Origin of the sequence: Vibrio sp. 1874 (assembly GCF_033344395.1) — a bacterium.
Taxonomy (GTDB): Bacteria; Pseudomonadota; Gammaproteobacteria; order Enterobacterales; family Vibrionaceae; genus Vibrio; species Vibrio alginolyticus.
Genome location: NZ_JAWPOR010000002.1, coordinates 59,853 through 84,826, shown reverse-complemented (window position 1 = coordinate 84,826; position 24,974 = coordinate 59,853). Strand labels below are relative to the sequence as shown.

The window sequence follows — 24,974 nt, the reverse complement described above, 5'->3', positions numbered from 1 at the left end:
TCGCTCTAACCTCACTTCGTTACAGGAACCCCCAATGAAAACTCCATCTGTTCTGTCACTCTTACTCGCACTCGCCCCGACATTCGCCTTCTCTCATAACCTTTCTGTCGGTCAAACCACCCCATCCGTCAGCATTGATACCTATGGCGAAATGACGCTGCAAGGAGACGATGTGGCTTATCAACCTTGGGCAACTCAGCAGATGTTAGGCAAAATCCGTGTGATACAAGCCATTGCAGGTCGTAGTAAAGCTAAAGAGATGAACGCGCCGCTGATGTCAGCAATCACTGCCGCTCACTTTCCTGAAGATCAGTATCAGACCACAACCGTGATCAACCAAGAAGACGCCATCTGGGGAACCGGTACATTTGTAAAATCGTCGGCAGAGGACAGCAAAAAGACATTCTCTTGGTCTTCCATGGTGTTAGACAAAAATGGCGTATTAGCAACAACTTGGGATCTGCAGCAAGAAAGTTCTGCGATTATCGTACAAAATAAACAAGGCGAAATTTTATTCGTGAAAGAAGGGGCTTTAACTCAAGACGAAATCACACACGTCATCGAACTGATTAAACAGAATATCTAAACCTAAGGTAAGGAAAAGCTATGAAACTGTTCAACACCATCGCACTCTGTCTTTTAGCGGCTGTAGCCTCTTTCCAATCGGTTGCAGGAGACAACGATTGGGACAAGATTGCAGATAAGACCGTCAGTTTTAAATCGGAAACCGACACTGTCAATCCACTGTCACCATTTGCTAACGCTCATTTCAGCCACATAAAAATCAAATGTACACAAGGTACGGTCGATCTGAAAAGCGTTAAAGTAATCATGAAAGATGGTCAGGAAAAGACGTTCGACAGTTTAGGTGTTCTGACTAAAGGCATGTCATCAAGAAGCTTAAGCCTACCAACAAAAGATAACGCGAAGTTAGACAAAATCGAGTTGAACTATGAATCGGTTGGCAGCACTGCGCTGCAAGTCGCGGGGGTGACTAAAAAAGCGCAAGTGGAAATCTTAGGTAAGAAAATCGACGAGTAAGCGATGGCTCAACGAACTCACCCAAACTAAAAACAGCGGCACTAGGCCGCTGTTTTCATTAAAAATCGTCATGGATAACTAAATGAATTTCTTCAGCTTCGCCAAACCATAAGCGGCGATGGTGACACAATCTTTGATCGTGCCGTCGATCATCATCTGTTCGAACTCCTCAACCGAAAAAGCGCGAGTGATCAAATCCTCTTCTTCACTGTCGAGTTGATTGCCCACGTCCGTTAAATCAGTGGCGAAGTAGACGTGACATGTCTGATTCAAAAAGCCGTATGCGATAAACTGCGCGCCGACATACGCCATAGCGCTCGCCTGCATGCCCGTTTCTTCACGCAGCTCGCCTTTGGCAAGCTCAAGATGATCCGCATCTGGGTTTGATTCCCACGCCCCTTGTGGGATCTCCCAACAACGTTGACCTACGGTGTAACGGTACTGCTGAACCAAGTGAATCATCCCGTTATCGATAGCCAGAATCGCAGCACAATCAGGTTTGTCGACCACACCATAGATGCCCTCTGCGCCGCTCGGACGTAAAATTTTGTCCTCACGCACCGTCATCCACTTATTCTGGTAAACGACTTTGCTGTCTAGCTGTTTGATGTCTGACATGATTATTCCTTGATTTTTCTGAGGGTTACTGCGGAATAATACCCGATTCGGTTACGCCACCAAAATGTTCTTTAGTTCACTCAAAGACTCAACGGTGTAATTTGGTGCGATACGCTCATCGACGCTTGCGCCTGTGGTATTTAACCAGCAAGTTTCAATACCAAAATTATTACCACCCAGAATATCGGAATGCAGGTTGTCACCCACCATCAGTACGCGCGTTTTGCATGGGTTGCCCATTTGCTGCATCGCGTATTCAAAAATACCTAAGTCCGGTTTTGCTACGCCCACTTGTTCAGAGATCACCACTTTATCGAAGTACTCAGTCATCCCTGTGCGCTCAAGGCGAATTGCTTGCAACTCTGTAAAACCGTTGGTGATGATGCCCATTTTGGCTTTGCCTTGCAGCGCTTCCATCAGCTCTTTTGCACCTGGCAACAAGCTGCAAATATCGGCCATTGCTTCTAAAAATGCGCTATTGAGATCTGCTGTTGTGGTATTCAGCTTCTCAGCCCACTCGGTAAAACGCTTATGTTTTAGCTCATCTGCCGTTACTTTGCCGTCTTGGTAATCCACCCAAAGCGGTTTGTTTACGGTTTGGTAATGAGCAAAATCTTGTTCAGTAAAATCTACGCCTTTGCGAGAAAACATAAGCTGCAAACCTTTGAAAGCATCAAAGTGGAATAAGGTTTCGTCAGCGTCAAACAGGATCCAATCGTACTTCATTTTCTTCTTCCCAAAATCAAGGTCGTAATACTGGTGCATAGTCTAGATTGTTTTCTTCTTGAAGATAATCTCTATAATTGGAAATTAATTGTATCCTTGTGCTCAACAATAAATGCTTCACGATAATAGGAGATTGATGTGAACGCGATTGCCTCCCTGCCCGTTTTTGTTGCTGTTGTCGAATGCGGCAGCTTTTCCCTTGCGACCAAACAGCTGAATCTGACGAAATCGGCGATCAGCAAACGCATCAACCAACTAGAAGACGATTTGGGCATTCGTCTCCTTAACCGAACTACGCGTAAGCTGAGCCTGACCGAAGCGGGAGAACGCTATTTTGAGTACGCTTCTCAAGCGCTCAATCTGGCCCAGCAAGGCGTAGACGCGGTATCGGAACTGCAAGGCTCTCCACAAGGTCGGCTCAAAATTACCGTGCCGATGTCTTTCGGTGTGCTGCATATCGCGCCTTTGATCAGCGAGTTTCTCGCTCGTTACCCGAAAATTGAAGTGGATTTAAACCTCGAAGACAAAATGGTCGATTTGGTTAAAGACGGTTTTGATTTGGGGATCCGTATTGGTGAACTCACCTCTTCCAATCTAATCGCAAAACGCCTCGCCCCTTGTAAAAGTGTGCTTTGTGCCTCGCCAGATTACTTAGCGGAGTTTGGAACACCACAAAAACCAAGTGATTTAGTCAGTCACAACTGCCTGCGCTACTCCTATTTCCGTGGCGGCGTCGAATGGATGTTCATCAACAACGGCAGCGAATACAAGGTGCTTCCAAAAGGAAACTTTATCGTCAATAACAGCGAAGCCATTCGCCAGTTGCTGTTAAGAGGTTCGGGCATTGCGCAACTGCCAACATTTATTGCAGGAAGAGACTTTGCCGCAGGAAATCTAAAACCGGTGATGGAAGAGTATTCTCTACCAGAACACGCCATTTATGCGGTTTTTCCTGAGCGCAAGCACATGCCGTTGAAAGTAAGAGCCTTTATCGATTTTATCAGCGAAAAACTCGGCACAGATTTACCTTACTGGGATCGTTACAACAGCCCAGAAAAATAACCATATTGATGATAAGTGAGTGAGATTTCACTACTGACATGTTCTGACATTCCATCCGCGTAACCTTATTTGGAACTCAATAGGCAATCCGCCAAAACCAATAAGGAATCACAATATGGAAACCGTTATCGAAACTGTGCAATTTCGTCTAACCGCAGGCACAACAGAGCAAGACGTGATCGCCGCTGCCAAACAGTCACAAACGTTTGTGAAGAATCTGCCGGGCTTTTTGTATCGCTCACTCAGTCACGAAGCGACGGACGATGTGTGGACAGACATCATTTACTGGCGTTCAATGGACGATGCAAAACAGGCGGGAAAACAGCTCAAGCAAGCCGCTGAATTTCAGCCTCTGTTATCAATGATTGACTGCGAAAGCTTCGAGCTTATACATCACAACTTAAAAATGTGCAGTGAGCTAGAGAAGTAATCAGCCACACTACTACTAACAACCAGTAGGTCTAGATAAGGAACATCATGAGCAAATCAGAACGACTGTTTGAGCTACTGACGCTTTTGCGCGCAAAGCGTTACGCCGTGACAGCGAAAGAGCTCGCAGAAAGAATGGAAGTCAGCGAACGTACGATTTATCACGATATTCAGTCGTTGCTCAGTTCTGGTGTTCCGATTCAAGGTGAAGCAGGTGTCGGCTACCTGTTGCAAGCAGGCTCTCATCTGCCACCTTTGATGTTCTCAGAAAAGGAGATGATGGCGCTTGAACTGGGTATGCGGATGGTTCGAGCCTGGTCGGACGCCGAACTCGCCGAAGCGTCTCACTCTGCGTCCACCAAAATACTTTCGGTATTGCCAGATAAGCTCAAACAACAAGTGGAAGATTGTCCGCTGATTGTGCCCGATTATCACACCCAATCCGAGACTGCCAAACGAGGGCAGCTTCTGCGCCACGCGATTGATCATCAGTTTAAGGTCAGTTTGGATTACCAAGATGAAAGCGGACAGGTGACCGAGAGAAAAATCCAACCGTTAGGCCAGTTCTTTTGGGGCAAAGTCTGGACGCTGGTCGCCTGGTGCGAATTGCGCGATGACTATCGCCAGTTCCGCCTCGACCGTATCCAAGCACTGCGTATGCACGATGAAGAGTTTCAGAGTGCGGAAACCAAATCTCTCAAACATTATATTGCGCAGTATGAATCGAAAGATTGAGTATTTTTCATCCCTCCATCACAAGGATTCCAAATTGCTCTGCTCAATGCGCGATATTTGGAAAGGCACATTTGGTTAAACTAATGTTTCATTTTTAACGGATGCGCAACCAACCTAAGATCGTTAACTTAAGTAGCACGTCAACCACACCGGAGCGTGAAGCTATGAAAGTACTGATTCAATACACCCAAGCAGGGAAATATCGAGATCAAGCGTGGGAGTCTTTAACTCTTCGATCTAAAGGTGATATGCAGGCCGTTACACCTTCTTATGCTGCCCAACTTATCGAACAAAGCAAAGCGACACTTGTGATGACTGAGGAGCAACAAATCGTTATTCATCCATAACCGACTATTAGCCTTGTTTAACCAACCTTTGTTAGTTGTGCAAGGCTTACATCTCGCCATTACACGTTATCCATTTTATACACGACCAACTATATTTGGAGGTTGGCCTTAAGCATTTTTCCGAACATTGATGTTTGTTCGTTTAATCGTTCAACCTAGCTCAGGTGAAAAGCGAAAGTTACCTGATGTATCCCAAGAGGGGCCTAGGTGGTACCGCCTATTATCCTTCATAATAATATGGGTAATTATCATAAACTCTACAATGTTAGCACTTGTATTTTTTATCGCAGGTTTTTTATCACTAGCAAATCATGTATGACCTTCACTTATCCAACCAAGTTTAATATCACACTTTAAATGTAAAAAATCACATTAACAATTTCATACAAATAATAAATACATCAGCTAATTTTTAACTTTTTAAAATGAAAGTCTAGAATACAAAAAATAAACCTTTTTAAATATAGTTTTTTGTTAGTATCTGCACAAACAAATTATTAGCTAGAGGTGCTCTGTGTCGGGATTATTTGAGTATAAAATAAAAACTCATGATAACTTATCATCAATTATATTAAACATGTATGGTGCTCCATATGGTAGCAAGGACTATCAGGTGGTACTGACTCATATAATGACATTAAACAAGCATATTTCAGATCCTAACCGCATTAGAGCTGGCGATATCATTTGGTTATCAGCTCTACCCAAATCAAGCTCTCAACTTAAAACTCAAAGTAACAATGCGTTACCTCCTAAAAGTATCGCGAAGCTAGGGACCTACCCAGCGTCTAAACCTCAAATGCCCAGCTCTCCTCCCCATAAAGTTTTGCCTCCCAATCTTCTCAGCTACAATCAACCTCCAAAATCAATCTCAAATCAAGTTCCACCGCAACATGCTGACATGTTTTGGGCGTTGGCATGGTTAGAAAACAACACCAATATGATTACTATTCCAGGAGGTACCTTGATGGGTGCTACAGGTAACTTGATGAGTAAAGGAAATATTAAGCTCATTGAGAACATCAACGACCTTTACGCAAACTATAAAAACGGAGTAATAAGTAAAGGACAATATGATGGTCGACGTAAAAAACATTTAGACCTACTAAAGAAAAATGTTGGCCCTATGGAAAAGCTGTTATTTGGCAACAAAACGACTCACCAGTCTATTCGCATAGCTCGAAGTGGAGGGTTACCTGCGAATGCTCATATAGTTAAACAAGCCGAAAAACTGAATAAAATAGCTCAAGCATCTAAAGTGGGCGGACATGTTTTAGTCGGTGTTGGTCTGACGGCTTCCTGCATTCAGATTGCGAATACACAAGACCAACATGAGAAGAATGAAATTTTTGTTGAGTCAATAACTAGCACAGTTGTAGGAATGGGTACCAGCGCGTTAGTCGGTCTATTTTTAGTATCAAACCCTATTGGCTGGGGGACTGCCATTGTACTCGCTGCCGGTACTACCGCTATTGGGTACGCCTCCGGTAAAGCAGCTGTGCTTACATACAACAACTTAGGCTCTCAGCCTGACTTAGTTTCAAAGACAAACTTGGGTGCCATATGCAATTAGTTTGGAATATTATTGGATACTTAATGTTTTCTGGAATATTGATTATTTTTCTCCAGACATTATTTATAGGTATCATGCATATTTTAATGCCAAAAAAAGTTGTCAATAGTTACTTTACAGAACCTTATTTTAACACTTTCGAACTAGCTCTATTTACGGGATGGCCTTACGCATTTTTCCGAACATTGATGTTTGTTCGTTTAATCGTCCAACCTAGCTCAGGTAAAAAACGAAAGTTACCCGATATCTCCAAAGAAGTGCCTAGATGGTACCGCTCACTATCAATTCTATTAATAGGAATAATTATTATAAACTCCTCTATGCTGATAGTCGTATTCTCTTCAGCTGGAATACTCGCATTAGTAGATAGTTTAAACCCTTAATACCTTATTGTTTTTCAAGTTCAAGTTGAAACTTTGAAGTTGAATAATGTAGAAATAGCTTATTTGGGCTTAATGTAACTCGAATAAGCTATATTCTTCTCGAAAGCTATATAATTGTCACAACGACGCTTGCTCTCTTACAATAATTCTTCTTCGTTGAGACGACGAATTAACTTAGCTGGCGTGCCTCCGTATAGACAATCTGGCGGCACATCATGGTTAACGACCGAGTTCGCTGCAATCACCGAGCGAGCGCCAACTGTTACACCTTGGTTGATGACGGAATTTCCGCCAATCCACACATCATCTTCAATCGTGATAGGTTTACAAAACGTTTCCCAACGTCGACGACTTCGGTAATCAACAGAATGAGAAGCGGTATAGAATTGCACGCTCGGTCCAATGAGCACGTGGTTCCCAATGGTAATTTTGGCACCATCGAGCATGACCACGTTCATGTTGATAAAGGTTTCTTCACCTATTTCGATGGTCTTACCAAATTCACAATGAAAAGGGGGCTGGACAATACAACGGCCTACCTTGCCAAATAGCTGCTTTTGCAATTCGTCGCGCTGACTTTCGTCGGTGTTATTGTTAAGTGCTCTAAGTGCTTGAAGAGCATGGCTTCTAATGGCGTCAATTTCTTTGTCCATGCCATCAAAGACCTGGCCAGACATCATTTTTTCTAGTTCTGTCACTGGAAGACTCCTACAACCTGCAATTACTGCTTTCAGATTCTTCACAAGGTACGTGAACTGTGAAATAAAAAAAGAGAAAAGCCCGGACTTTTCTCTTTCCTGTTTTTATATTTTGTGGAGTTTGTCGACTTACACAATTTCCCAACTGTGGGTCATCTCAACACCTTCGCCTAGCATTAAGCAAACCGAGCAGTATTTTTCTAGCGAGTCAGCCGCCACTTTTGCTACGACTTCTGGGTCAAGCTCGTCACCTGACACTTCAAAGTGGATATTCACTTGCGTAAAGATACGCGGCGCGGTTTCACGACGCTCAGTGGTTAGCTTGGCATTAACTGACGAAACCTTTTGGCCTGCTGTTTTCAAACCATCAACAACATCGACAGAGCTACAGCCACCAGCAGCCATTAGTACCATTTCCATTGGGCTTGGTGCGGTTGCACCGCCATTGCCATCCATCACTACGGAGTGGCCCGACTGAGATTGCCCAAGGAATTTAAAATCTTCTATCCATTTAACTTCAGCTTGCATGATTTACCTCATTTAGCATCGCTTATTCAAGGCATCGTTGCCCTTACTAGCGGTGTGTTTCTTGTCGATACTTTAGCTCTATCGCATAAAAGGGCAACGGAATTTTCAACATTACTGTAATTTTTTCGCTCGGTTACCTTTCTCTATACGTAACACTTTTTATTTAAGTAACACTTTCTACAAAAATAACGATGAGGTAGCTATGAAGAATATGTCTAAGTTATTGGCCGGTTTCTCCTTCGCACTTCCAGTCTTGTTTCTACTATTGAGTAAAACAGGTACCGCCGATACGATGGATAAGCTGAAGGCTTCAGAGAATACAAGAATCGCAACGCTAGCTGGCGGTTGTTTCTGGTGTACAGAATCGGATTTAGAGCAACTGCCCGGCGTAATCGATGTTGTATCAGGTTATTCAGGTGGTCATATTGAAAACCCGACTTACCGCCAAGTCTCTTCTGGTAAATCTGGTCATATTGAAGTGATTGAGGTGAAGTACGATCCTGCTGTCGTGAACTACGAGCAAGTGCTGGACTACTTCTTCCGCCATATCGACCCGACTGACGACAAAGGCTCATTCGTCGACCGTGGTCCCCAATACCGCCCAGCGATCTTCTATCATAATGCGGAGCAAAAACAGATTGCTGAGCAATTTATGATGGAAATCGACAAGGCGATGATCTATCCAAAACCGTTGAAAACAGAGCTGATCGAGTTTGAAAAGTTCTACCCTGCGGAGTCGTACCATCAGGATTACTACAAGAAGAGTAGCCTAAAGTACAAATACTACCGCTACGCATCAGGTCGCGATAAGTACCTCGACGAAGTATTTGGTGAAGATCGTAAAGACAACCCAAAAACGCTGCGTGAACTTATCAACGAAAAAGCTTTGGTGACGAAAGTGAAGGTGTACGAAAAGCCTTCAGACAAAGAAATCAAAGCTAAATTGACTGAGCTTCAATACTACGTGACACAAGAAGAAGGTACAGAGCGTCCTTTTAACAACAAGTATTGGGATAACAAAGAAGCAGGCATTTACGTTGATATCGTCACTGGTGAGCCTTTGTTCTCATCAACGGATAAGTATAAATCTGGCACAGGTTGGCCAAGCTTTACGAGACCAATTAACCCAGGCTACATCGTAGAGAAAACCGACTTTAAACTGGTTTATCCACGCACAGAGATCCGCAGTAAGTTTGGTGATTCACATATTGGCCACGTATTTAAAGATGGTCCTAAGCCAACGGGACTACGCTACTGCATGAACTCAGCCGCAATGGAGTTTGTACCAGTGAACAAGATGGCGAGTTTAGGCTACGGCGATTACCTGTACCTATTTGATAAGTAGCTAGACCACTGTTTTAACCAAATTAGGAGTGAACATTCAGCGCGATGAAAGGTTTTAAATCCAACCTTCCCATGAAAGTCTGTCCGGTCTGTCAGCGCCCATTTTCTTGGAGAAAGAAGTGGGCGCGAAATTGGGAGGAAATCGTTTATTGTTCTGAGCGTTGCCGAAGAAATAAATCAACGAAAACGTAGGTCACTCCGAACCTCTCTGGAGATCGTTATTTCCTTTGTATTAACGTTTGTACGCGTTCTCTTACCAAGGCAATAACGTCCCATCATAAGCCCAAAACGCCCCGCTCTCTTGCGGGGTCGCTTTTTCTATCAAGCCTAATAAATCCTTTGCGACTTGCTCTGGTGTGAACAACTTTCCTTCTGGCACATTGGTTTGAAAAGGTGCCGACAAAGCGGTGTCCGTAGTACCTGGGTGAAGTGACAGCACCGTGCCATGTTTGACCATTCTTTGCCATTCGATCGACATGGTTTTAAGGAACATGTTTAATGCGGCTTTCGATGCTCGATAGCTGTACCAACCACCTAACTGATTATCGCTAATGCTGCCAACTTTGGCTGAAATGGTCGCAAACTTAGGTGCAATACTGCTTTTTAGCTTGGGCGTGAAGTATTTCGCCAACAGTAAACTTGGCAGAGTATTAACCGTGATGGTTTGCTGAAAAAAGTCAGCGTCGAGCGAGCTAAGATTCTTCTCAGGGCCTTTCTCTTGGGTATGCAACATACCAACGCAGTTCACCAACCAATCGACGTGTTCAATCTGCTCACTAAACGCTTTTACCTGCTCGTCTTGCGATACATCCACTTGATGCCAAACGATATTTGGGTGTTGCCAATCTGGTTTCTGCTTACGATAAGTGGCATGCACGCACGCTTGAGGGAACTGAACTGCGGCTTCTTTCACCATCGCCAAACCAATTCCACCGTTACCACCGACGATGAGTATTTCCATCACAAGTTCTCCACGTTTTCTATGTAGTGCTCTGCGGTATCGAGTATCGCTTGGCGTTGCTGTTCTTCCATGTTGTCCCAAGAGCGGAAAATCATCCCGATTCGTGGGTTGGTTGCGAGACGTTTGTCGTGCTTGTTCATAAAACGCCAATACAAACTGTTAAACGGACACGATCCTTCCCCGCTCCTCGCCTTATTGTCGTAATGGCATCCCTTACAGTAATCGCTCATCTTGTTGATGTAAGAGCCACTCGCCGCGTAAGGTTTGGTGCCAACAATGCCGCCATCCGCAAACAATGCCATGCCACGTGTATTCGGCATTTCGACCCACTCAATGGCATCAACATAGATACCGAGATACCACTCATCCACTTGGTCTGGGTCGATTTCGGTTAGCAAACAAAAATTACCAGTCACCATTAAACGTTGGATGTGGTGTGCGTAGGCGTAATCGAGAGACTGACCAATTGCATTGCGCATACAGGCCATTTTAGTTTCGCCATTCCAGAAGAAATCTGGCAGCTTTCTGTCTGCGCCCAACTCATTCTTTTTCGGGTAATGAGGCATGTTCGCCCAATAGACGCCTCGGATATACTCTCGCCATCCTAAGATTTGGCGAATAAACCCTTCGACCTGAGAAATGTCGATGTGCGCGTTGGAATGAAATGCCTTGAGTGAAGCATCAATGACTTCTCTCGGGTGCAGCAATTTGCTGTTAAGCGAGAATGAAATTCGGCTGTGATACAAGCTCCACTTAGCATCATGCTGACCTGTCATGGCATCTTGGAAACGCCCGAATAACGGTAGACAGACTTGGCAGAAATGCGCGAGTAAAGAGAGGCTCTGCGCGCGATTGATCGGCCACAACAAGTTACCTTCGAGATTTCCGATGGTTTTGATGTCATGTCGTGCCAACCGCTCAGTAATATCGCGCACATCGGTACTGAACATCAAAGGTTGTGGCAGTTGTTCAATGTCTTTGGCTTTGATCTTATTACGGTTGTTGGCATCGTAATTCCATTTTCCGCCGACGGGTTTTCCGTCTTGCATCAAGATGTCGAAGCGCTTGCGCATCCTGCGGTAAAAGTGCTCCATCATGATGTGTTTGCCTTGAGGAAACTGCGATTCTATTTCCTCAAACGGCAACAAAAAGTGTTCCGAATCGACACAACGCGTCACGACCCCATCAAGCTTTAGTTTGGCTAACTGTTCCAGCAAACGGTATTCATCGGGGCGTTGATATTCAAACTTACTTGCACCAACTTCGCTCACGTAGTGTTGCAAGACTTGCTCAAGATCGTCGAAGGATTGCGTGTCATCCAATGTGAGGTGCAAAACTTGGTGACCTTCACTCTGACGCTCTTTCGCAAACTGTTCCATTGCAGAAAAGAAAGCACATACTTTCTGAATATGATGCGTGACGTAAGTATTCTCTTGCTTGAGCTCCGCAATCAAATAAAGCACTTGCTCATCCGGTTGATGAAACCAAGAGTGCTCACTGTTAAGTTGATCGCCCAAGATCAATCGTACGGTTTCAAATTGCATTACGGTTTCTCCGATGACGAAGCTTTGTCACTGCTGCCCATCACAATTGGCCAATCGACCATGTCTACACTATCCAAATGCGCGCCAGCACAACGACCTTGCCACCTATCAATGAACTCCATGTGCGGATCGTACATTTCGGTTTGCTTTTCGAGGTTGAATTGTCGTGAACCACGCGGATCAGCACCAACGCCTGCTAAGTATTGCCAATTTCCCCAGTTCGATGCCACATCGTAATCAACCAGTTGTGACTCAAAATACGCCGCGCCATAACGCCAATCGAGACCAAGCTCATGCACTAAACAACTGGCGACTAACTGCCTGCCACGATTCGACATATAACCGGTTTCATTAAGCTGATGCATACACGCGTTCACGATAGGAAATGGCGTTTCACCTTTCTTCCATTGTTGAAAACGGTGCGCGTAAAAGCTGGTGAGTGGTGCTTGATTTTGGATGCCACCGAATCGGAAGAGCTGCCGCTTGTATCGACGGGCATACCAATAAAAGTATTCACGCCAAAGCAGTTCGAAGTAAATCCAATAGGTTGAATCATTTGCACCATTCGCGGCTTCATAACGTTTCAACATGGCATAAATGGTTTTCGGAGAAAGACATCCATGAGCTAACCAAGGAGAGAACTTGGTGGAGTAATCCATGCCATCTAAACCGTTACGCGTTTGCTTGTATTCGCTTGCTAGTGTTGAAGCAAAATACTGACGACAATGTTCAAGCCCGCGGCTTTCTCCACCATGAAACGCAGCTTTTGCGTCAAAGTAATATGCAGTAACGGAAGGAAGATTCACACCTAAAGGAATTGGAGGTAACGAACGGATACTCTCGTGGGGCCGAGAGATGTCTAAACCTTCAACTTGCTTTCTAAACTGCGTGAAAGTGGTAGGCAGATTGCTCAAGTCAAATGGCAGTTGTTCTTCCCTTAACAGGGTCCGGATTGCTTGCTGTTTTATTTTTACATGAGAAGCGCCTTCAGCTACGCGATCTAACGCTTGTTGCTCATCCGAACCGGGAAAGGCGTCAGCATATATATGTGTGACGCCGAAGCGATTAACAGCATACTTGATTGCTTGATCGGGCGTTAGTTCAACCGCCCATAATCGCTGACCAAGGTGATTCAAAGATTGATTGAGTTCACTAAGCGATGAGTCGAGAAACTGCAATTTCGCGCGCCCGAAAGAGGCTTCCTGCGCAAAGTGATGCAAGTAAGGCGTCATTGAAGGGTAGCAATACAAGCAAATTAACTCGTCCATTTCTACACTGGCGCTTTTCAACAGTGGGTTGTCGTGCAATCGCAAGTCGTTCGTGAACCAATAAAGTCCTATTTTCTTTTTCAATTCGCACCCTCAGATGTTAATTCTTCGTCTACGAGTTCTTTTCACGGAGACCCTGACGTTAAGCCTTTTGATTTACTTGCTTTTATACGAAAACGAGAGTTTGACGATCATTAGGTTACTAGCGTTTACACGGAATCCATTTGCTGGATATCTCAAAACACGCAATACCACCAAATGCCTGTACATGTTTCATACTGATATTTTATAAAATTTGAATCCAACGGTATTGATCACGATCTTAATCACTCATTTTCTATATAAACCATGCAAAAGTGATAAAAATTAAAGCGACATTAGTTAATATCCGTTAATCTAAGCCCAATCCCATTTTGCTAGTACCATCGCAGAAATGACCGACGAGTTTAAGAAATCAACCGCTAATTTAAAAAAAGCGGTCCCACTGATGATCAAAAACCATGTTGCTGCCACGCCAGCCAACTACGCGCTTTGGTATACCTACGTTGACAAGACCATTCCAGAACTCAACTTTGAGTTAGACACGGTGTTAGAAAACTACGGTATTTGCCCGCCAGCAACCAATAAACAGCTTTACAACAACTATGTGGCCAGCAAAGCAGAAACCAGCCTTGAAGATCTTAGAACCAATGTAGAAGTTCTGCTACATGAAGTATCCAGTTCAATGAGCGATACAATTTCAGATACTTCCTCCTTTTCTGAGATGGTAGACAAAAGCTTTAATAAACTGGAAAAAGTTGAGGACAATAGCCTAAGCATTGAAGAAGTGATGGTAGTGATTCGTCAACTTGTCGCAGAGTCACACGAAATTCGTCACTCAACAAAGTTTTTGAATAGCCAATTGACTAACGCGAGTGAAGAAATTTCTCGCCTCAAAAACCAACTGGCTGAAGTACAGCAAGATGCGTTGTTCGATGGTTTGTCAAACCTATACAACCGCCGAGCATTTGACAAAGATCTCTCTTCACTTATTGCATCAAATCAGGCAATGACCTTGATCATGCTTGATATCGATCATTTCAAATCATTTAACGACAATTACGGGCACCTTTTTGGCGATACAGTATTAAAAGCCATTGCCCGCCGGCTACAACAAAGTTGTCGAGATGGGATATGTGCGTACCGTTTTGGTGGTGAAGAATTCGCGTTAATTGTACCTAACAAATCTCTGCGAATTGCTCGCCAATATGCAGACACACTACGCCGGATGATAGAAAAACTGCGTATCAGAGATAAGCGCTCAGGCACACAAGTTCACAGCATTACCGCTTCTTTTGGGGTAGCAGAATTTGAGCCGGGTGATACGCCTGAAGCCTTAATCAATAAAGCCGATAAACAGCTTTATGAGGCAAAACAACTCGGTCGTAACCGCGTGATGCCAATTTAAATAAACTGGCTAAGCGAAAACGACTTTTATGATGAAAAAGAAAACCCCGCGCTGTAAAGTGCGGGGTTTTTGTATCCAATCATGAGTATCTTAATCGACGCTGTAACAGTAACTTAGAATGTAGTCGTCACCATTTTTTGCGGTATATTCTTTATCTTCACTGCATGCCATCGGCTTACCTTTTTTGTCGCCTTTGATTAGACTTATCCAATGGCGCATCGCGGTTGGTGCATTGCCAGTTAGTTCAGGATGAAACGTCGTGCGAGTTTCTAATTGAATATCGTCAATGTCCACTAATTCCACGCAACCAGTGCCTTTGTGACAGCCAAACAGCACTTCTACATGATTGCCCGAATCATCTTTAAACAAAATCGACTTTGGATCTTCCTTTTCACCAGTGTACGCCACAAAATGTTTCGGGCTTTTCAGGCCGCTATGCGTACCGTCTTTGAAGTAAGCCAATACATGGCGATAATCAATTACGTAACTTGATACGTCTTGGTGCGACCCGTTCTCCAATGGGAACATGCGGTCAAGCAGTTGCTTCGCTTTTACTTGTTTCTCACTCTGCTGCTCAGCACTTACCGCTTCGACGGCAAATACGGCTTCAGCGATAAATGGGCGTTGTTGTTGTTGCATCTCTTTTTTATCGAAGTTCAGCATATTCATCGTCATATCCTCGCACTTAAAAACTCGTCCTAGAGTAAAAACTTAAATCCTTTATTTAAGTTTCAGGCAATTCTGTGAAGTGGATGGTTAATTTCCTTGCCTGCTCATTATGTAGACTAGCGAAATATTGACTACAATTTCACAACAAAAATTTTACAATGTGAATTTTACAAAATGTCTGTGTCAAAAAGCCTTATTCGTCAGTCTCATTTTCTTGGTACGAAAATTCGTAACCTAAGAAAAAACAACCATTTAACGATGGAAGATTTGTCTGCCCGTTGTGTAAGAATTAATCCAGAGTACGCTCCTTCGGTTTCTTACCTTTCAATGATTGAGCGCGGAAAACGCGTACCGAGTATCGATATGCTCGAAGTGATCGCGGAAGTTTTTCAAAAAGATCCTGCTTGGTTTTTAGATGATGAACCCGAATTAGAAGCCATCACACCCAACAAAGGAAATCGTGGCGGGATTAGTGGCATGGCGTTGGAGCCGAGCTTTCTGTTCTCCAATGATATTCTTCAAATCGCGATACCAGAAATGCTCTCCCAAACAGGTATCACGGGGCGTCAGTTTGCCCACTTACTGATCCGCGCACACCAAGAAAACCATCAAAACCATTTTCCTGATTTAGAGCGCGCCGCCGAAGAGGTCGGCTTGAAGCGGCTGAATCTATCTGTAGAAGATCTCGTAGACATTGCAAAGAGTATGGGATTGGATATCCGCTGGGTAGATCGAGCGCCACAAGATGTGATTGATGAACTGGGCGTCAGCGCCAAACAGTTGATTACGTCTTTCATGGAGCCACCTGGGACTATTTATCTCAATAAACGAGTGCGTGACTATCCAACCCGATTGAAGTATGACTTGGCGGTATATATCGGCCATCGAGTGCTCCATAGCAGCGATGCAATGAATAACGTTTTATCTATCGGGCATCAAAACAATTGGGAGCAAATGGACAGCCCTGTGTCGAACTCTGAACTCAATTCGCAAGATATCCTGCAAGCTTGGCGTGATTTTGAGTCCAGCTTTTTTGCTGGTGCCTTGCTTTGCCCCAAAGTACCATTTCGTCAGTTGCTTGACCGCTCCGGTTACGAAATTGATGTTCACAAAAAGGCCGGCGTTTCTCCTTCCGTTGCAATGCGTCGCATGACGGTGGTCTCGCCTTACCCTCATTGGCACTATTTTGATGCCTATGGCCCCGGCAAGTTAAAAGCAGTGTATCGAGGAAATGGTATTCCATTGCCTTGGGGCAACATGCGCAAAGTAAACGACCCTTGCCAGCACTGGGCGGTATTCCGACGCCTTTCCCAGCCTTTGGATACCAGTTCAGCGCAAATTTCGATTTTAAATGTTGGCGACGAGCCACGTATCTACTGCTGCGAATCGGTCAACGTATTTGACCCTGCGGGAAATAATCGCGTGCTATGTGCCGGTATTGATCTTAACCCTGCTATTTCTGCACAAGGTGGCGATGCCGTTTCCATAGCGGAAGAACTTAAGTCCCTTTGTGTCGCTTCCGGCGGAAGTAGTGTTATTCCTCCCCACATCAAAAAAGACTTAACGACTATCGCTAAGATATTAAACATCAACTGGATAGAGCGCGGGATTCAAACCCAAGCAAGGTTGATCTGCTCCAGAGGGGCGGTTTGTCCAAGACAACCTAGTTGTTACAGCAAGTGCGGAGAAGCTGATGAGACGGGCAGCGACGTGAATATCATCGGGCTTTAGAAAGAAAAAACGCCAATCACAATAAACGTGATTGGCGGTATATACTTGTGAACAATTTGTATTCACTAACAACGTCAGTTGGCTAGGTGACCCTCGGCTTAATAAGGGTCACTCTAAGTAATGCACGATGCGTGCCAACTTTAAAAAAGCCGTTTTTTAGTAGATCCAGACGCATATCGTTGCTTTATTAACCATTAATTTCGCAAACTGCATTTGCAAAATGCAACATTATGCAAATATGCCACTGAATGCACTGCTAATAACGACTCTCTCAGCAAAGTGTCTGTGAACATATGAAGTCACATATTCTTGCACCTCAATGATGATGAGATTTCGGGCTCCCAACTTTACCATTCTTCTAACCCCTTATTGAAACTGGGTTCAGGCTCATCCGCCATGCTTTTGTTGATACATTCTCTCATCGGCTATTTTCATCATTTGCTCAGGAGATGACATTTTCGGGTCAAATATCGCGTACCCAATACTGGCTTTCAAATAGATAAGCGTTTCATCGTAAATGACGGGCGTCGAGCATAGCGCTAATCGAAGTTTTTGTAGAAGGGACTGAACATTTTCTTCCGTTCCTGGGTGATGAACTACAACTAAGAACTCATCACCGCCCATTCTGGCCACGATGTCTGATTTACGCAGAGAGCTTTTTACCCTTTCAGCCGTAGCGATTAAAACTTTGTCACCTGCGTCGTGACCATAGGTGTCGTTAATGTGTTTAAACCTATCTAGGTCAATATTAATTAAGGCGAAGCTATAACGCTTTTTATAACGTTTCGCTATTTCGAACTGCTGCTTGTAAAACTTCATAAAATAGCGACGGTTTGGTAAATTCGTGAGTTCATCGTGTAAAGCTCTGTCATCTGCAATGGTATACAGTCGATAAATGGCGAACAGCGCGAGGCTAAGTGCGAATATAATGGGATAGCCGATTACTCTAGCTAAATGCAACTGATGCCAAGAGATTTGGCGATCAGCTTTGCCTCCAGAGAAAACCACCATACTCCACCCACCATAAGGAAAATGAACCATCTCTTTTGCATATACCATGCTATTTACACTTTGCGCGCCAAAGAAAGCATCACCAAATGAGCCACCGCTATCGTAACCACGGATCATTAAAGGGTAACGATACGAGAAATCAATTACGCCGGTTTCTCTCATCAGAGCATCGAAATCAATCACCGCACTGATCACTCCCCAGTAGTCCTGATTCATTGGAGGATCAAGAAAAACAGGCACACGCACGATCAAACCTCGGCCACCTTGAATCAAAGTCACTGGCCCTGCGATGAAAATTTCTTGTACATCCTTGGCTTTTTGCACCTGTACCCACTGCTGTGGCACTGCGCGGTAATCAAGGCCGATTAGGCGCTCATTACCTTGGCGTGGAAATACATGACTAATTACATCATTTTTCGCGATACCGATGATTGTAATATGTTTACTTTTATTTAGGATTCGGTGAGCGGCGATACTCAATTCTTCTTCTTGATTTTTAGGAAGTAACGTAATGAGTGTCGCTAAAGTACTGGCTTTGTAGATATCCGCCATAAGTACCGCTTCCAAATTGGAACGGAGAATGGAAAGTTGTTCTTTGGCCTCAACTTGAACTCGCTCTTTGTGAAGCTCTTGCTGGTTTCGATTTAACAGCTCGATAACCCCAATACACAAAGCGAAAAAGGTGAGGAAGAACAATGCAAAATAGCATCGTTTTCTGGGTAAATAACGCATTTTCTCCCCACAACTCGTATACAACTACGAGATTTTTTATTTATTGTTAAAATTCTTATTATCACAAGAATAACCAATCATAATCAGAAAGGTAACAGTGATTGACAACTTTTATGTTTTAGGTGTGAGATGATGCATCAACAAGGCGATTTATTTGGCGGCGATCTATGGCAAGAAGTAGAAAGAGGAAAACTTTATTATGATCCTCAATTTCTTAACCATCTTGAGGCGGATAATTACTTTGACCAACTTCGAAAGACACTGCCATGGCACCAAGAACACATTACTATGTTCGGCAAGTCAGTACTTCAACCTCGCTTACAAGCGTGGCACGGTGATGCAGCATATACTTACTCAGGCTTAACCATGCTGCCTCACCCTTGGACTCCTGAGTTAACTCAGCTCAAAGTGCGTTGTGAATCAGTTGCTGATGTCACTTTTAATTCTGTTCTCGCTAACTTATATCGACACGGCCAAGACTCAATGGGCTGGCACCAAGATAATGAACCAGAGTTAGGTAGAAACCCTGTTATCGCATCTTTGAACTTAGGTGAAACACGTCGATTTTTGCTTAGAAATTTACATTGTAAAACTGAGATTGAATATGAGCTTCCTCACGGCTCCTTACTGATTATGGCTGGCGAGCTACAGCATCACTGGAAGCACTGCGTACCAAAAACCGCGAAAACCAAAGATGAACGTATCAACCTGACTTTTAGGCAAATTTTTAACTATTGACTCAGCTTTTACATTCTCAATTAATATTGATGGTAGGTTTAGGTTCAGGACTTCATAGGGAATGGATTTATGCGTATTAAACCTCTTAGCTTAGCGGTCTTACTCTCTTGCTCACTTACCTTTGCAGCTCAGGCATCACAGGAAGAGGTACCGCTTCTCGATAATACTCAATCAGCGCAGTTGATTCGTAGTACCTACGAACAGGAACTGTTCACTTTCCCGGCGTTTAAAGAGGGCCATTTTGGCTTACGCATGTACCGCCAAACATTAGATGAGAAATATCACGCTGCCATTTGGACCGACATGGCACAAGTAGCCAGCCGGTTAAACCAATTTGCTAATGAAGTTGTTGAACCAGAAGACATCATTCTCTATTCATCTCAAAGGCTGACCACGTATCAAGAGAAAGAAACCGAACGAGGGCAGCGACGCTATACCGTGACTAAACACCATCCTGAGTACCTTTATCTTGGTGTGGATTTGCTTGGCGCAATGGCAAGAGCAAACGAATACGGCCTAAAGCATAAACAAGACAAAACGCTGAGAAAAATTATTAGGCGCTACGATTTCTCGCGTTACGTTACGGACAAAGAGATGATAGAAGCATGGGCAGCTCAGCTTGCAAACCAAGTCTACTGGCTTCGTCAGTTAGGAGAGCAAGATGTGGTCGAGGAATTCACTCAAACCTTCCGTGACACCTACCCCGACGATAAAGATAAGATGCTTTCAGCTCAGCAGTATTGGAACAAACTCTATGGTATGACGCACATCATCTTTGCCGATTCACAGTATTATCAGGAGCGAGTAAGCGAGAAGAAACACCAATGGATTTATGATTACTTTCGCAACAATATCGACACTATCCTACTGCGCGCCAAAGAAGACGTGATTGCGGAAGTCGGCATTTCGTTTTTGTTAGCAGGCTTGGACCATGATCCGGTCGTAAAGAAAACCCGCCAAGCCATTCGTCACGCAATCAACGCAGAAAAAGGGATGATTCCGTCGGTCGACGGTAACTTTGATCTCAAGTACGGCGAACACCGTAACGTGCTAGCCATCATGCTGCTCGATTGGAAAGGGATACATAAAGCGCCAACTTATCAAGAGCACCCAGAGGCTTTTAAATCGATACCTTACGGCTTAATGCCCAAGCCTTAGAAATAACAAAACCCGCCATTTAGGCGGGTTTTTAGTGTGTATCTTCAATCTAAATTAGAGAGAGATAAAAATGCCCGCTAAGCACGCACTCATCAGGTTAGCGAGTGTACCAGCAGCAACCGCTTTTAGGCCTAGACTTGCAACATCTTTGCGGCGCTCAGGTGCCATCACGCCGATAGAACCCAACTGAATCGCAATTGAGCCAATGTTCGCAAAACCACACAACGCAAAAGTGATAATAATTTGAGTATGCTCAGACAGTGTCGCTTTGTGCTGCACAAAATCGATAAACGCAACAAACTCATTCATCACCACTTTCTGACCAATGTATGAACCCGCAGCTAGGATTTCGTGGCTTGGCACACCAATCAACCATGCGAGAGGTGCAAACAAATAACCAAAAATCGCTTGTAGCGTTACGCCAGAGAAACCAAGTATCTCACCCAAGTTTTCTAGCCCCGTGTTCACCATCGCGATAACACTCACGAAAGCGATAAGCATGGTACCAACAGCAACAGCAACTTTCATACCGCCCATAGCACCGCTTGCTAGCGCATCAATTACGTTGCTTTCTTCTGATTTATCTAGCTCAATATTGTTGTAATCGCTTGGCGTTTGACGCTCAGGAACGATAATTTTTGCCATCATCAAACTACCTGGCGCTGCCATAAAGCTTGCCGCGATCAAGTATTTGAGGTCGACACCCAAACCAGCATAACCACCAAGCACACTGCCCGCCACTGAAGCCATACCACCAGCCATCACGGCAAACAGTTCAGAGCGAGTCATGTTAGAAAGAAATGGACGAATAAGAAGTGGTGACTCGCCTTGAGATAAGAAGATGTTCCCTGTTGCAACCAAAGACTCTGCTTTACTCGTACCCAAGAACTTCTGGATAGCGCCGCCAATAAATTGAATCACTTTTTGCATAATGCCCAAATAGTAAAGGGCGGAGATAAGAGCACTGAAGAAGATGATGATAGGAAGGACACGAATAGCGAAGATAAAGCCAGAAGAAGCGAGGTCACCAAAGAGGAATTTAATCCCTTCATCAGCAAAGCTGAGTAGCCCCGCGACCCCATTACTTAAACTCGCCAGCGCCGCTTGACCCAACGGGAAATAGAGCACCAAAGCAGCAAACCCCATTTGTAGCATCAAGGCGCGAGATACAGTTTTCCAATTAATGGAAGAACGACCCTCAGAAAGTAGGAAAGCACAACCTAGCAGTGCAACAATACCAAATAGACTAAATAGAACACTCATGAGCTGGACCTACTAAACGTTGAAAAAGAAAAAAGAGCCAAAGGAATTGGCAGAAGAAAGGGACAACGCAGCGAGTGATAACTCACTTTTAGATCCAGAATGTAGACAGAACGAATAGTTCGACATCTTATTTTTACCTTATACAAGCAATTGAACGTAGCTGGTCCGGTCCGTGGGGTCATTCACTGCTGGCGAGCATGTTGCTTGGCCTGCTCCATGTGACGGCTTGTATGGGTAAGGGTCCTGAACAACTAAACCCTAATTCCCGCTTAAACGGGACGCAAGTATAGCCAACAAAAAGAGATATTCATCACATTTATTTACGCAAACGTTCAAGCGTTCAAAATTTAGGCAAAAGTACTCTTTTGTCGTCATACTATTAATAAAAGTAAGGGCATAAGGATAGGCGTTGATGGTAAAAAACATAAAAGTGACCAATAAATATGCAATCAAACTCGAAAGAGCCAAAATTCGTCATTTTGCTCTCGCCAACAGGTGGATTTTGGTTATACAATTCGCGTTGCTTCTTTCGAGGCCTCTGAGTATTCAGAGCATCATGATGCCGAGATGGTGAAATTGGTAGACACGCTAGCATGAGGTGCTAGTGCCTTTGGTGTGAGGGTTCGAGTCCCTCTCTCGGCACCATTATCCTTCTTCCCTAATTTTGTTCGAGTGTAATGCAAAGTTCTAAGCAGGCAAGACAGTCTACAGATGCTAATCAACTTCTGAGTGAGCTTGCGGTTCACGCTTTATTACACCTGCACTTTAAAATTCACGCGTCCTCGCATGGCCTCTCCCTTAAAGAACGTAATGACTTACTTCAGAAATGGCTGAAACCAAAACTGAAGAGTAATCGCTATAAGCTGATTAAAAAGCCGTTAAAATCTTTGACTCAGCAGGCAAAAGGTGAGAACGGAAATCTGGAAGCATTACTCGAGCGCTGCGTCGGTGCAGACAAACCCAGCAACCCTCAACCCGATCTAGATAGCTACTTGCTGCTGATCAACGAGATTGAGAAGAAACTGGGGACTACCGTGTTATTATCTCGACCGGAAGACGTCGACTTATCTCACGACCAACACGGCTGTTTGCTGTGTGTGCTTTCTGAGAACTTAAATCAGCACTTCGATGATAATAACGCCCTAATCGCTCCTATTTCGATGCTGTTCCGCGGACCAATGAGTCAACGTTCACTTTTTCTTGGCAGCATTTACGCCAGTGGTACCTTCAATTATGAAGTGCAGTATCAAGACGACCAGTTCGTTCGCATCACATTAGAGTTGGCGTGAGTGTAACGCTAAGAAATAAACGAATCGAAAAAGGCCGCGAAACTCGCGGCCTTTTGCTTATCTAGATTTAAACTTGAGTTAATCGATCTCTTTAAATCGAGCAGTAAAGTGGCGCAGCACTGGTGGCTCGTACTCGAAAGTGAGCCCTTTTAACTCATGTGCACGATTTTTCAGTTCGATAATCGCATCCGCAATGTAATCCATATGATCGTTTGTGTAGACACGACGTGGAATGGTCAAACGCATCAACTCAAGCTCTGACACTTTTTGTTTACCCGTTTCCGGATCTCGACCAAGCAGCAACGATCCTATCTCTACTGCTCGAATACCCGCTTCCAAGTACAAAGCATTACACAATACCTGCGCAGGAAACTGATCCGCTGGAATATGTGGCAAAATCTTAGCGGCATCCACAAACACCGCATGACCACCCGTTGGGTATTGAATCGGAATACCGCCTTCACGTAAGCGCTCACCTAAGTATTGAACTTGGCTAATTCTATAGTGAAGAAAATCCTCATCCGCGGCTTCATACAAACCGCGAGCGAGCGCTTCCATATCACGCCCAGCCATGCCGCCGTATGTTACAAATCCTTCCATGGGTACGCAGCGCGTCTGCACCGCCTGGAACAACTCCTTATGATCACGAATACAACACATGCCACCAATGTTTACCATCGGGTCTTTCTTAGCTGACATGGTGAGCATATCACCGTACTGGTACATCTCACGGATGATTTCCAGAATCGATTTATTCTCGTAACCCGCTTCACGCTGCTTGATAAAGTAGGCGTTCTCACAGTAACGAGCCGAGTCAATCACCACTGGAATATCGTACTTGGTTGCAATCTCGTACACACTGCGCATGTTTTCCATCGACACAGGCTGACCACCGGAGCTATTACAAGTAATCGTGGTGATAATTGCACAAATGTTATGCGAACCGTGCGCTTCAATTGTTGCCACCAGCTTATCGATATCAAAATTGCCCTTCCAATCATAAGGCGTAGTGGTGTCGAATGCTTCTTCCGTTACCACGTTAATCGCTTTACCGCCATTGAGTTCAATGTGACCCGCTGTGGTATCAAAATGGTAGTTCGAGATAAATACTGGCGTTTCGCCACCACGCACCTGACGCATACGCTCAATCAAAGCTGGGAACAAAATTTGCTCGGCACCACGCCCTTGGTGTGCAGGCACGGTGAGCTTATAACCGAAGAAGTGCTCCACTGCATCACACAGGTTGTAGTAATTTCGACTCCCCGCATAGGATTCATCCCCCATCATGATGCCAGCCCACTGATTATCACTCATGGCACCAGTGCCAGAGTCAGTCAGCAAATCGATATAAACATCATCACTACGAAGAAGAAATGGATTATAGCCCGCTTCTTTTAACGCGACTTCACGGTCTGCCAAAGTCGTCATTTTGATTGGCTCAACCATTTTGATACGGAAAGGTTCTGGAATACGTTTCATTGTTAATTTCCTTATACGCATTGCCCTACGCAGTTTCACGTAAGACTAAAAAAACAAATAGATAGAATGCTTTTCAATGCGATTGCATTGAGGAAATCAACGAGAAGAGATTTTACTAAGAAGAGACAAGCAGTAGTCTAGGTTATACCAGAACGACAGCACCAAACGGCTATCGAGAATATCCTTTATTCTCATCGTCT

General features: G+C 44.2%; 25 protein-coding genes and 1 tRNA gene. 15 read left to right on the top strand and 11 right to left on the bottom strand.

Going from position 1 to position 24,974, the window contains the following annotated elements:
* Positions 1–34: 34 nt before the first annotated feature.
* On the top strand, positions 35–586 hold the full coding sequence (locus R8N46_RS04350) for a YtfJ family protein (protein WP_017635079.1): 552 nt from the start codon (positions 35–37) through the stop codon (positions 584–586).
* Positions 587–606: 20 nt separating this feature from the next.
* The gene (locus tag R8N46_RS04345) at positions 607–1,041 is read left to right on the top strand and encodes a hypothetical protein (protein ID WP_078558013.1); all 435 of its coding nucleotides are present in this window, start codon (positions 607–609) and stop codon (positions 1,039–1,041) included.
* Between the two features lie 78 nt (positions 1,042–1,119).
* Here R8N46_RS04345 and R8N46_RS04340 read toward each other — a convergent pair whose 3' ends face one another.
* Both R8N46_RS04340 and yjjG read right to left on the bottom strand, forming a co-directional pair.
* On the bottom strand, positions 1,120–1,659 hold the full coding sequence (locus R8N46_RS04340) for an NUDIX domain-containing protein (RefSeq protein ID WP_017635078.1): 540 nt from the start codon (positions 1,657–1,659) through the stop codon (positions 1,120–1,122).
* A gap of 51 nt (positions 1,660–1,710) precedes the next feature.
* Positions 1,711–2,385, bottom strand: coding sequence for a pyrimidine 5'-nucleotidase (gene yjjG, locus R8N46_RS04335; protein ID WP_005374109.1), 675 nt, complete (start codon positions 2,383–2,385; stop codon positions 1,711–1,713).
* Positions 2,386–2,523: 138 nt separating this feature from the next.
* Here yjjG and R8N46_RS04330 point away from each other — a divergent pair, with 138 nt between their 5' ends.
* From R8N46_RS04330 to R8N46_RS04310, 5 genes are all read left to right on the top strand, one after another.
* Positions 2,524–3,447, top strand: a complete 924-nt coding sequence (locus tag R8N46_RS04330) for a LysR family transcriptional regulator (RefSeq protein WP_318098370.1) — start codon at positions 2,524–2,526, stop codon at positions 3,445–3,447.
* A gap of 115 nt (positions 3,448–3,562) precedes the next feature.
* Positions 3,563–3,877, top strand: a complete 315-nt coding sequence (locus tag R8N46_RS04325) for a hypothetical protein (RefSeq protein ID WP_029795225.1) — start codon at positions 3,563–3,565, stop codon at positions 3,875–3,877.
* A 47-nt stretch (positions 3,878–3,924) separates the two neighbouring features.
* Positions 3,925–4,611, top strand: a complete 687-nt coding sequence (locus tag R8N46_RS04320) for a helix-turn-helix transcriptional regulator (protein WP_213904388.1) — start codon at positions 3,925–3,927, stop codon at positions 4,609–4,611.
* A 164-nt stretch (positions 4,612–4,775) separates the two neighbouring features.
* Positions 4,776–4,958: a hypothetical protein gene (locus tag R8N46_RS04315; protein ID WP_021035913.1), complete on the top strand. Its 183-nt coding sequence runs from the start codon at positions 4,776–4,778 to the stop codon at positions 4,956–4,958.
* 514 nt (positions 4,959–5,472) lie between these two features.
* Positions 5,473–6,531: a glycine zipper family protein gene (locus tag R8N46_RS04310; protein WP_226975303.1), complete on the top strand. Its 1,059-nt coding sequence runs from the start codon at positions 5,473–5,475 to the stop codon at positions 6,529–6,531.
* Positions 6,532–7,051: 520 nt separating this feature from the next.
* Here R8N46_RS04310 and R8N46_RS04305 read toward each other — a convergent pair.
* Both R8N46_RS04305 and R8N46_RS04300 read right to left on the bottom strand, forming a co-directional pair.
* Positions 7,052–7,612 carry a sugar O-acetyltransferase gene (locus R8N46_RS04305; RefSeq protein WP_115386459.1) on the bottom strand — a complete coding sequence of 187 codons (561 nt, stop codon included), beginning with the start codon at positions 7,610–7,612 and terminating at the stop codon, positions 7,052–7,054.
* Between the two features lie 129 nt (positions 7,613–7,741).
* Positions 7,742–8,140: an OsmC family protein gene (locus tag R8N46_RS04300; protein ID WP_005374132.1), complete on the bottom strand. Its 399-nt coding sequence runs from the start codon at positions 8,138–8,140 to the stop codon at positions 7,742–7,744.
* A gap of 202 nt (positions 8,141–8,342) precedes the next feature.
* Between R8N46_RS04300 and msrB the strand changes: the two genes are divergently transcribed.
* Entirely contained in the window at positions 8,343–9,485 is a 1,143-nt protein-coding gene (msrB, locus tag R8N46_RS04295; protein ID WP_115386458.1) for a peptide-methionine (R)-S-oxide reductase MsrB, read from the top strand.
* A 44-nt stretch (positions 9,486–9,529) separates the two neighbouring features.
* Positions 9,530–9,676: a DUF2256 domain-containing protein gene (locus R8N46_RS04290; RefSeq protein WP_005374142.1), complete on the top strand. Its 147-nt coding sequence runs from the start codon at positions 9,530–9,532 to the stop codon at positions 9,674–9,676.
* Positions 9,677–9,737: 61 nt separating this feature from the next.
* On the opposite strand, the gene R8N46_RS04285 is transcribed toward R8N46_RS04290, so the two are convergent.
* The 3 genes from R8N46_RS04285 to R8N46_RS04275 are packed head-to-tail and all read right to left on the bottom strand — an operon-like array spanning position 9,738 to position 13,341.
* Complete coding sequence (locus R8N46_RS04285) at positions 9,738–10,445, bottom strand: SDR family oxidoreductase (RefSeq protein ID WP_115386457.1); 708 nt, start codon at positions 10,443–10,445, stop codon at positions 9,738–9,740.
* Positions 10,445–11,989 (bottom strand): cryptochrome/photolyase family protein, encoded by a 1,545-nt coding sequence (locus tag R8N46_RS04280; RefSeq protein ID WP_213972272.1) that lies wholly within the window; start codon positions 11,987–11,989, stop codon positions 10,445–10,447. The genes R8N46_RS04285 and R8N46_RS04280 overlap by 1 nt, the downstream gene beginning before the upstream one ends.
* Positions 11,989–13,341 carry a DASH family cryptochrome gene (locus R8N46_RS04275; RefSeq protein ID WP_115386455.1) on the bottom strand — a complete coding sequence of 451 codons (1,353 nt, stop codon included), beginning with the start codon at positions 13,339–13,341 and terminating at the stop codon, positions 11,989–11,991. The genes R8N46_RS04280 and R8N46_RS04275 overlap by 1 nt, the downstream gene beginning before the upstream one ends.
* Before the next feature lie 349 nt (positions 13,342–13,690).
* Here R8N46_RS04275 and R8N46_RS04270 point away from each other — a divergent pair, with 349 nt between their 5' ends.
* Entirely contained in the window at positions 13,691–14,704 is a 1,014-nt protein-coding gene (locus R8N46_RS04270) for a GGDEF domain-containing protein (RefSeq protein ID WP_005374150.1), read from the top strand.
* 90 nt (positions 14,705–14,794) lie between these two features.
* On the opposite strand, the gene R8N46_RS04265 is transcribed toward R8N46_RS04270, so the two are convergent.
* Positions 14,795–15,373, bottom strand: coding sequence for a malate synthase (locus R8N46_RS04265; protein ID WP_005374156.1), 579 nt, complete (start codon positions 15,371–15,373; stop codon positions 14,795–14,797).
* Positions 15,374–15,547: 174 nt separating this feature from the next.
* On the opposite strand from R8N46_RS04265, the gene R8N46_RS04260 reads away from it, so the two are divergent.
* Positions 15,548–17,104, top strand: coding sequence for a DUF3612 domain-containing protein (locus tag R8N46_RS04260; RefSeq protein WP_104980353.1), 1,557 nt, complete (start codon positions 15,548–15,550; stop codon positions 17,102–17,104).
* A 387-nt stretch (positions 17,105–17,491) separates the two neighbouring features.
* Here R8N46_RS04260 and R8N46_RS04255 read toward each other — a convergent pair whose 3' ends face one another.
* The gene (locus tag R8N46_RS04255) at positions 17,492–18,847 is read right to left on the bottom strand and encodes a diguanylate cyclase (protein ID WP_021035911.1); all 1,356 of its coding nucleotides are present in this window, start codon (positions 18,845–18,847) and stop codon (positions 17,492–17,494) included.
* A 132-nt stretch (positions 18,848–18,979) separates the two neighbouring features.
* Here R8N46_RS04255 and R8N46_RS04250 point away from each other — a divergent pair, with 132 nt between their 5' ends.
* Both R8N46_RS04250 and R8N46_RS04245 read left to right on the top strand, forming a co-directional pair.
* A complete protein-coding gene (locus R8N46_RS04250; protein ID WP_213972285.1) occupies positions 18,980–19,585 on the top strand; it encodes an alpha-ketoglutarate-dependent dioxygenase AlkB family protein in 606 nt (201 codons plus the stop codon).
* Positions 19,586–19,654: 69 nt separating this feature from the next.
* Complete coding sequence (locus tag R8N46_RS04245) at positions 19,655–20,743, top strand: DUF3541 domain-containing protein (protein WP_115386453.1); 1,089 nt, start codon at positions 19,655–19,657, stop codon at positions 20,741–20,743.
* Positions 20,744–20,797: 54 nt separating this feature from the next.
* Here the strand turns inward: R8N46_RS04245 and R8N46_RS04240 are convergent, their stop codons facing one another.
* Positions 20,798–22,006 (bottom strand): NupC/NupG family nucleoside CNT transporter, encoded by a 1,209-nt coding sequence (locus R8N46_RS04240; RefSeq protein ID WP_017635515.1) that lies wholly within the window; start codon positions 22,004–22,006, stop codon positions 20,798–20,800.
* A 561-nt stretch (positions 22,007–22,567) separates the two neighbouring features.
* Between R8N46_RS04240 and R8N46_RS04235 the strand changes: the two genes are divergently transcribed.
* Both R8N46_RS04235 and R8N46_RS04230 read left to right on the top strand, forming a co-directional pair.
* Positions 22,568–22,651 (top strand) — tRNA-Leu (locus R8N46_RS04235).
* A 32-nt stretch (positions 22,652–22,683) separates the two neighbouring features.
* Entirely contained in the window at positions 22,684–23,295 is a 612-nt protein-coding gene (locus R8N46_RS04230) for a DUF2913 family protein (RefSeq protein ID WP_005374167.1), read from the top strand.
* 78 nt (positions 23,296–23,373) lie between these two features.
* On the opposite strand, the gene R8N46_RS04225 is transcribed toward R8N46_RS04230, so the two are convergent.
* Entirely contained in the window at positions 23,374–24,774 is a 1,401-nt protein-coding gene (locus R8N46_RS04225) for a tryptophanase (protein WP_053307136.1), read from the bottom strand.
* Positions 24,775–24,974 lie beyond the last annotated feature (200 nt).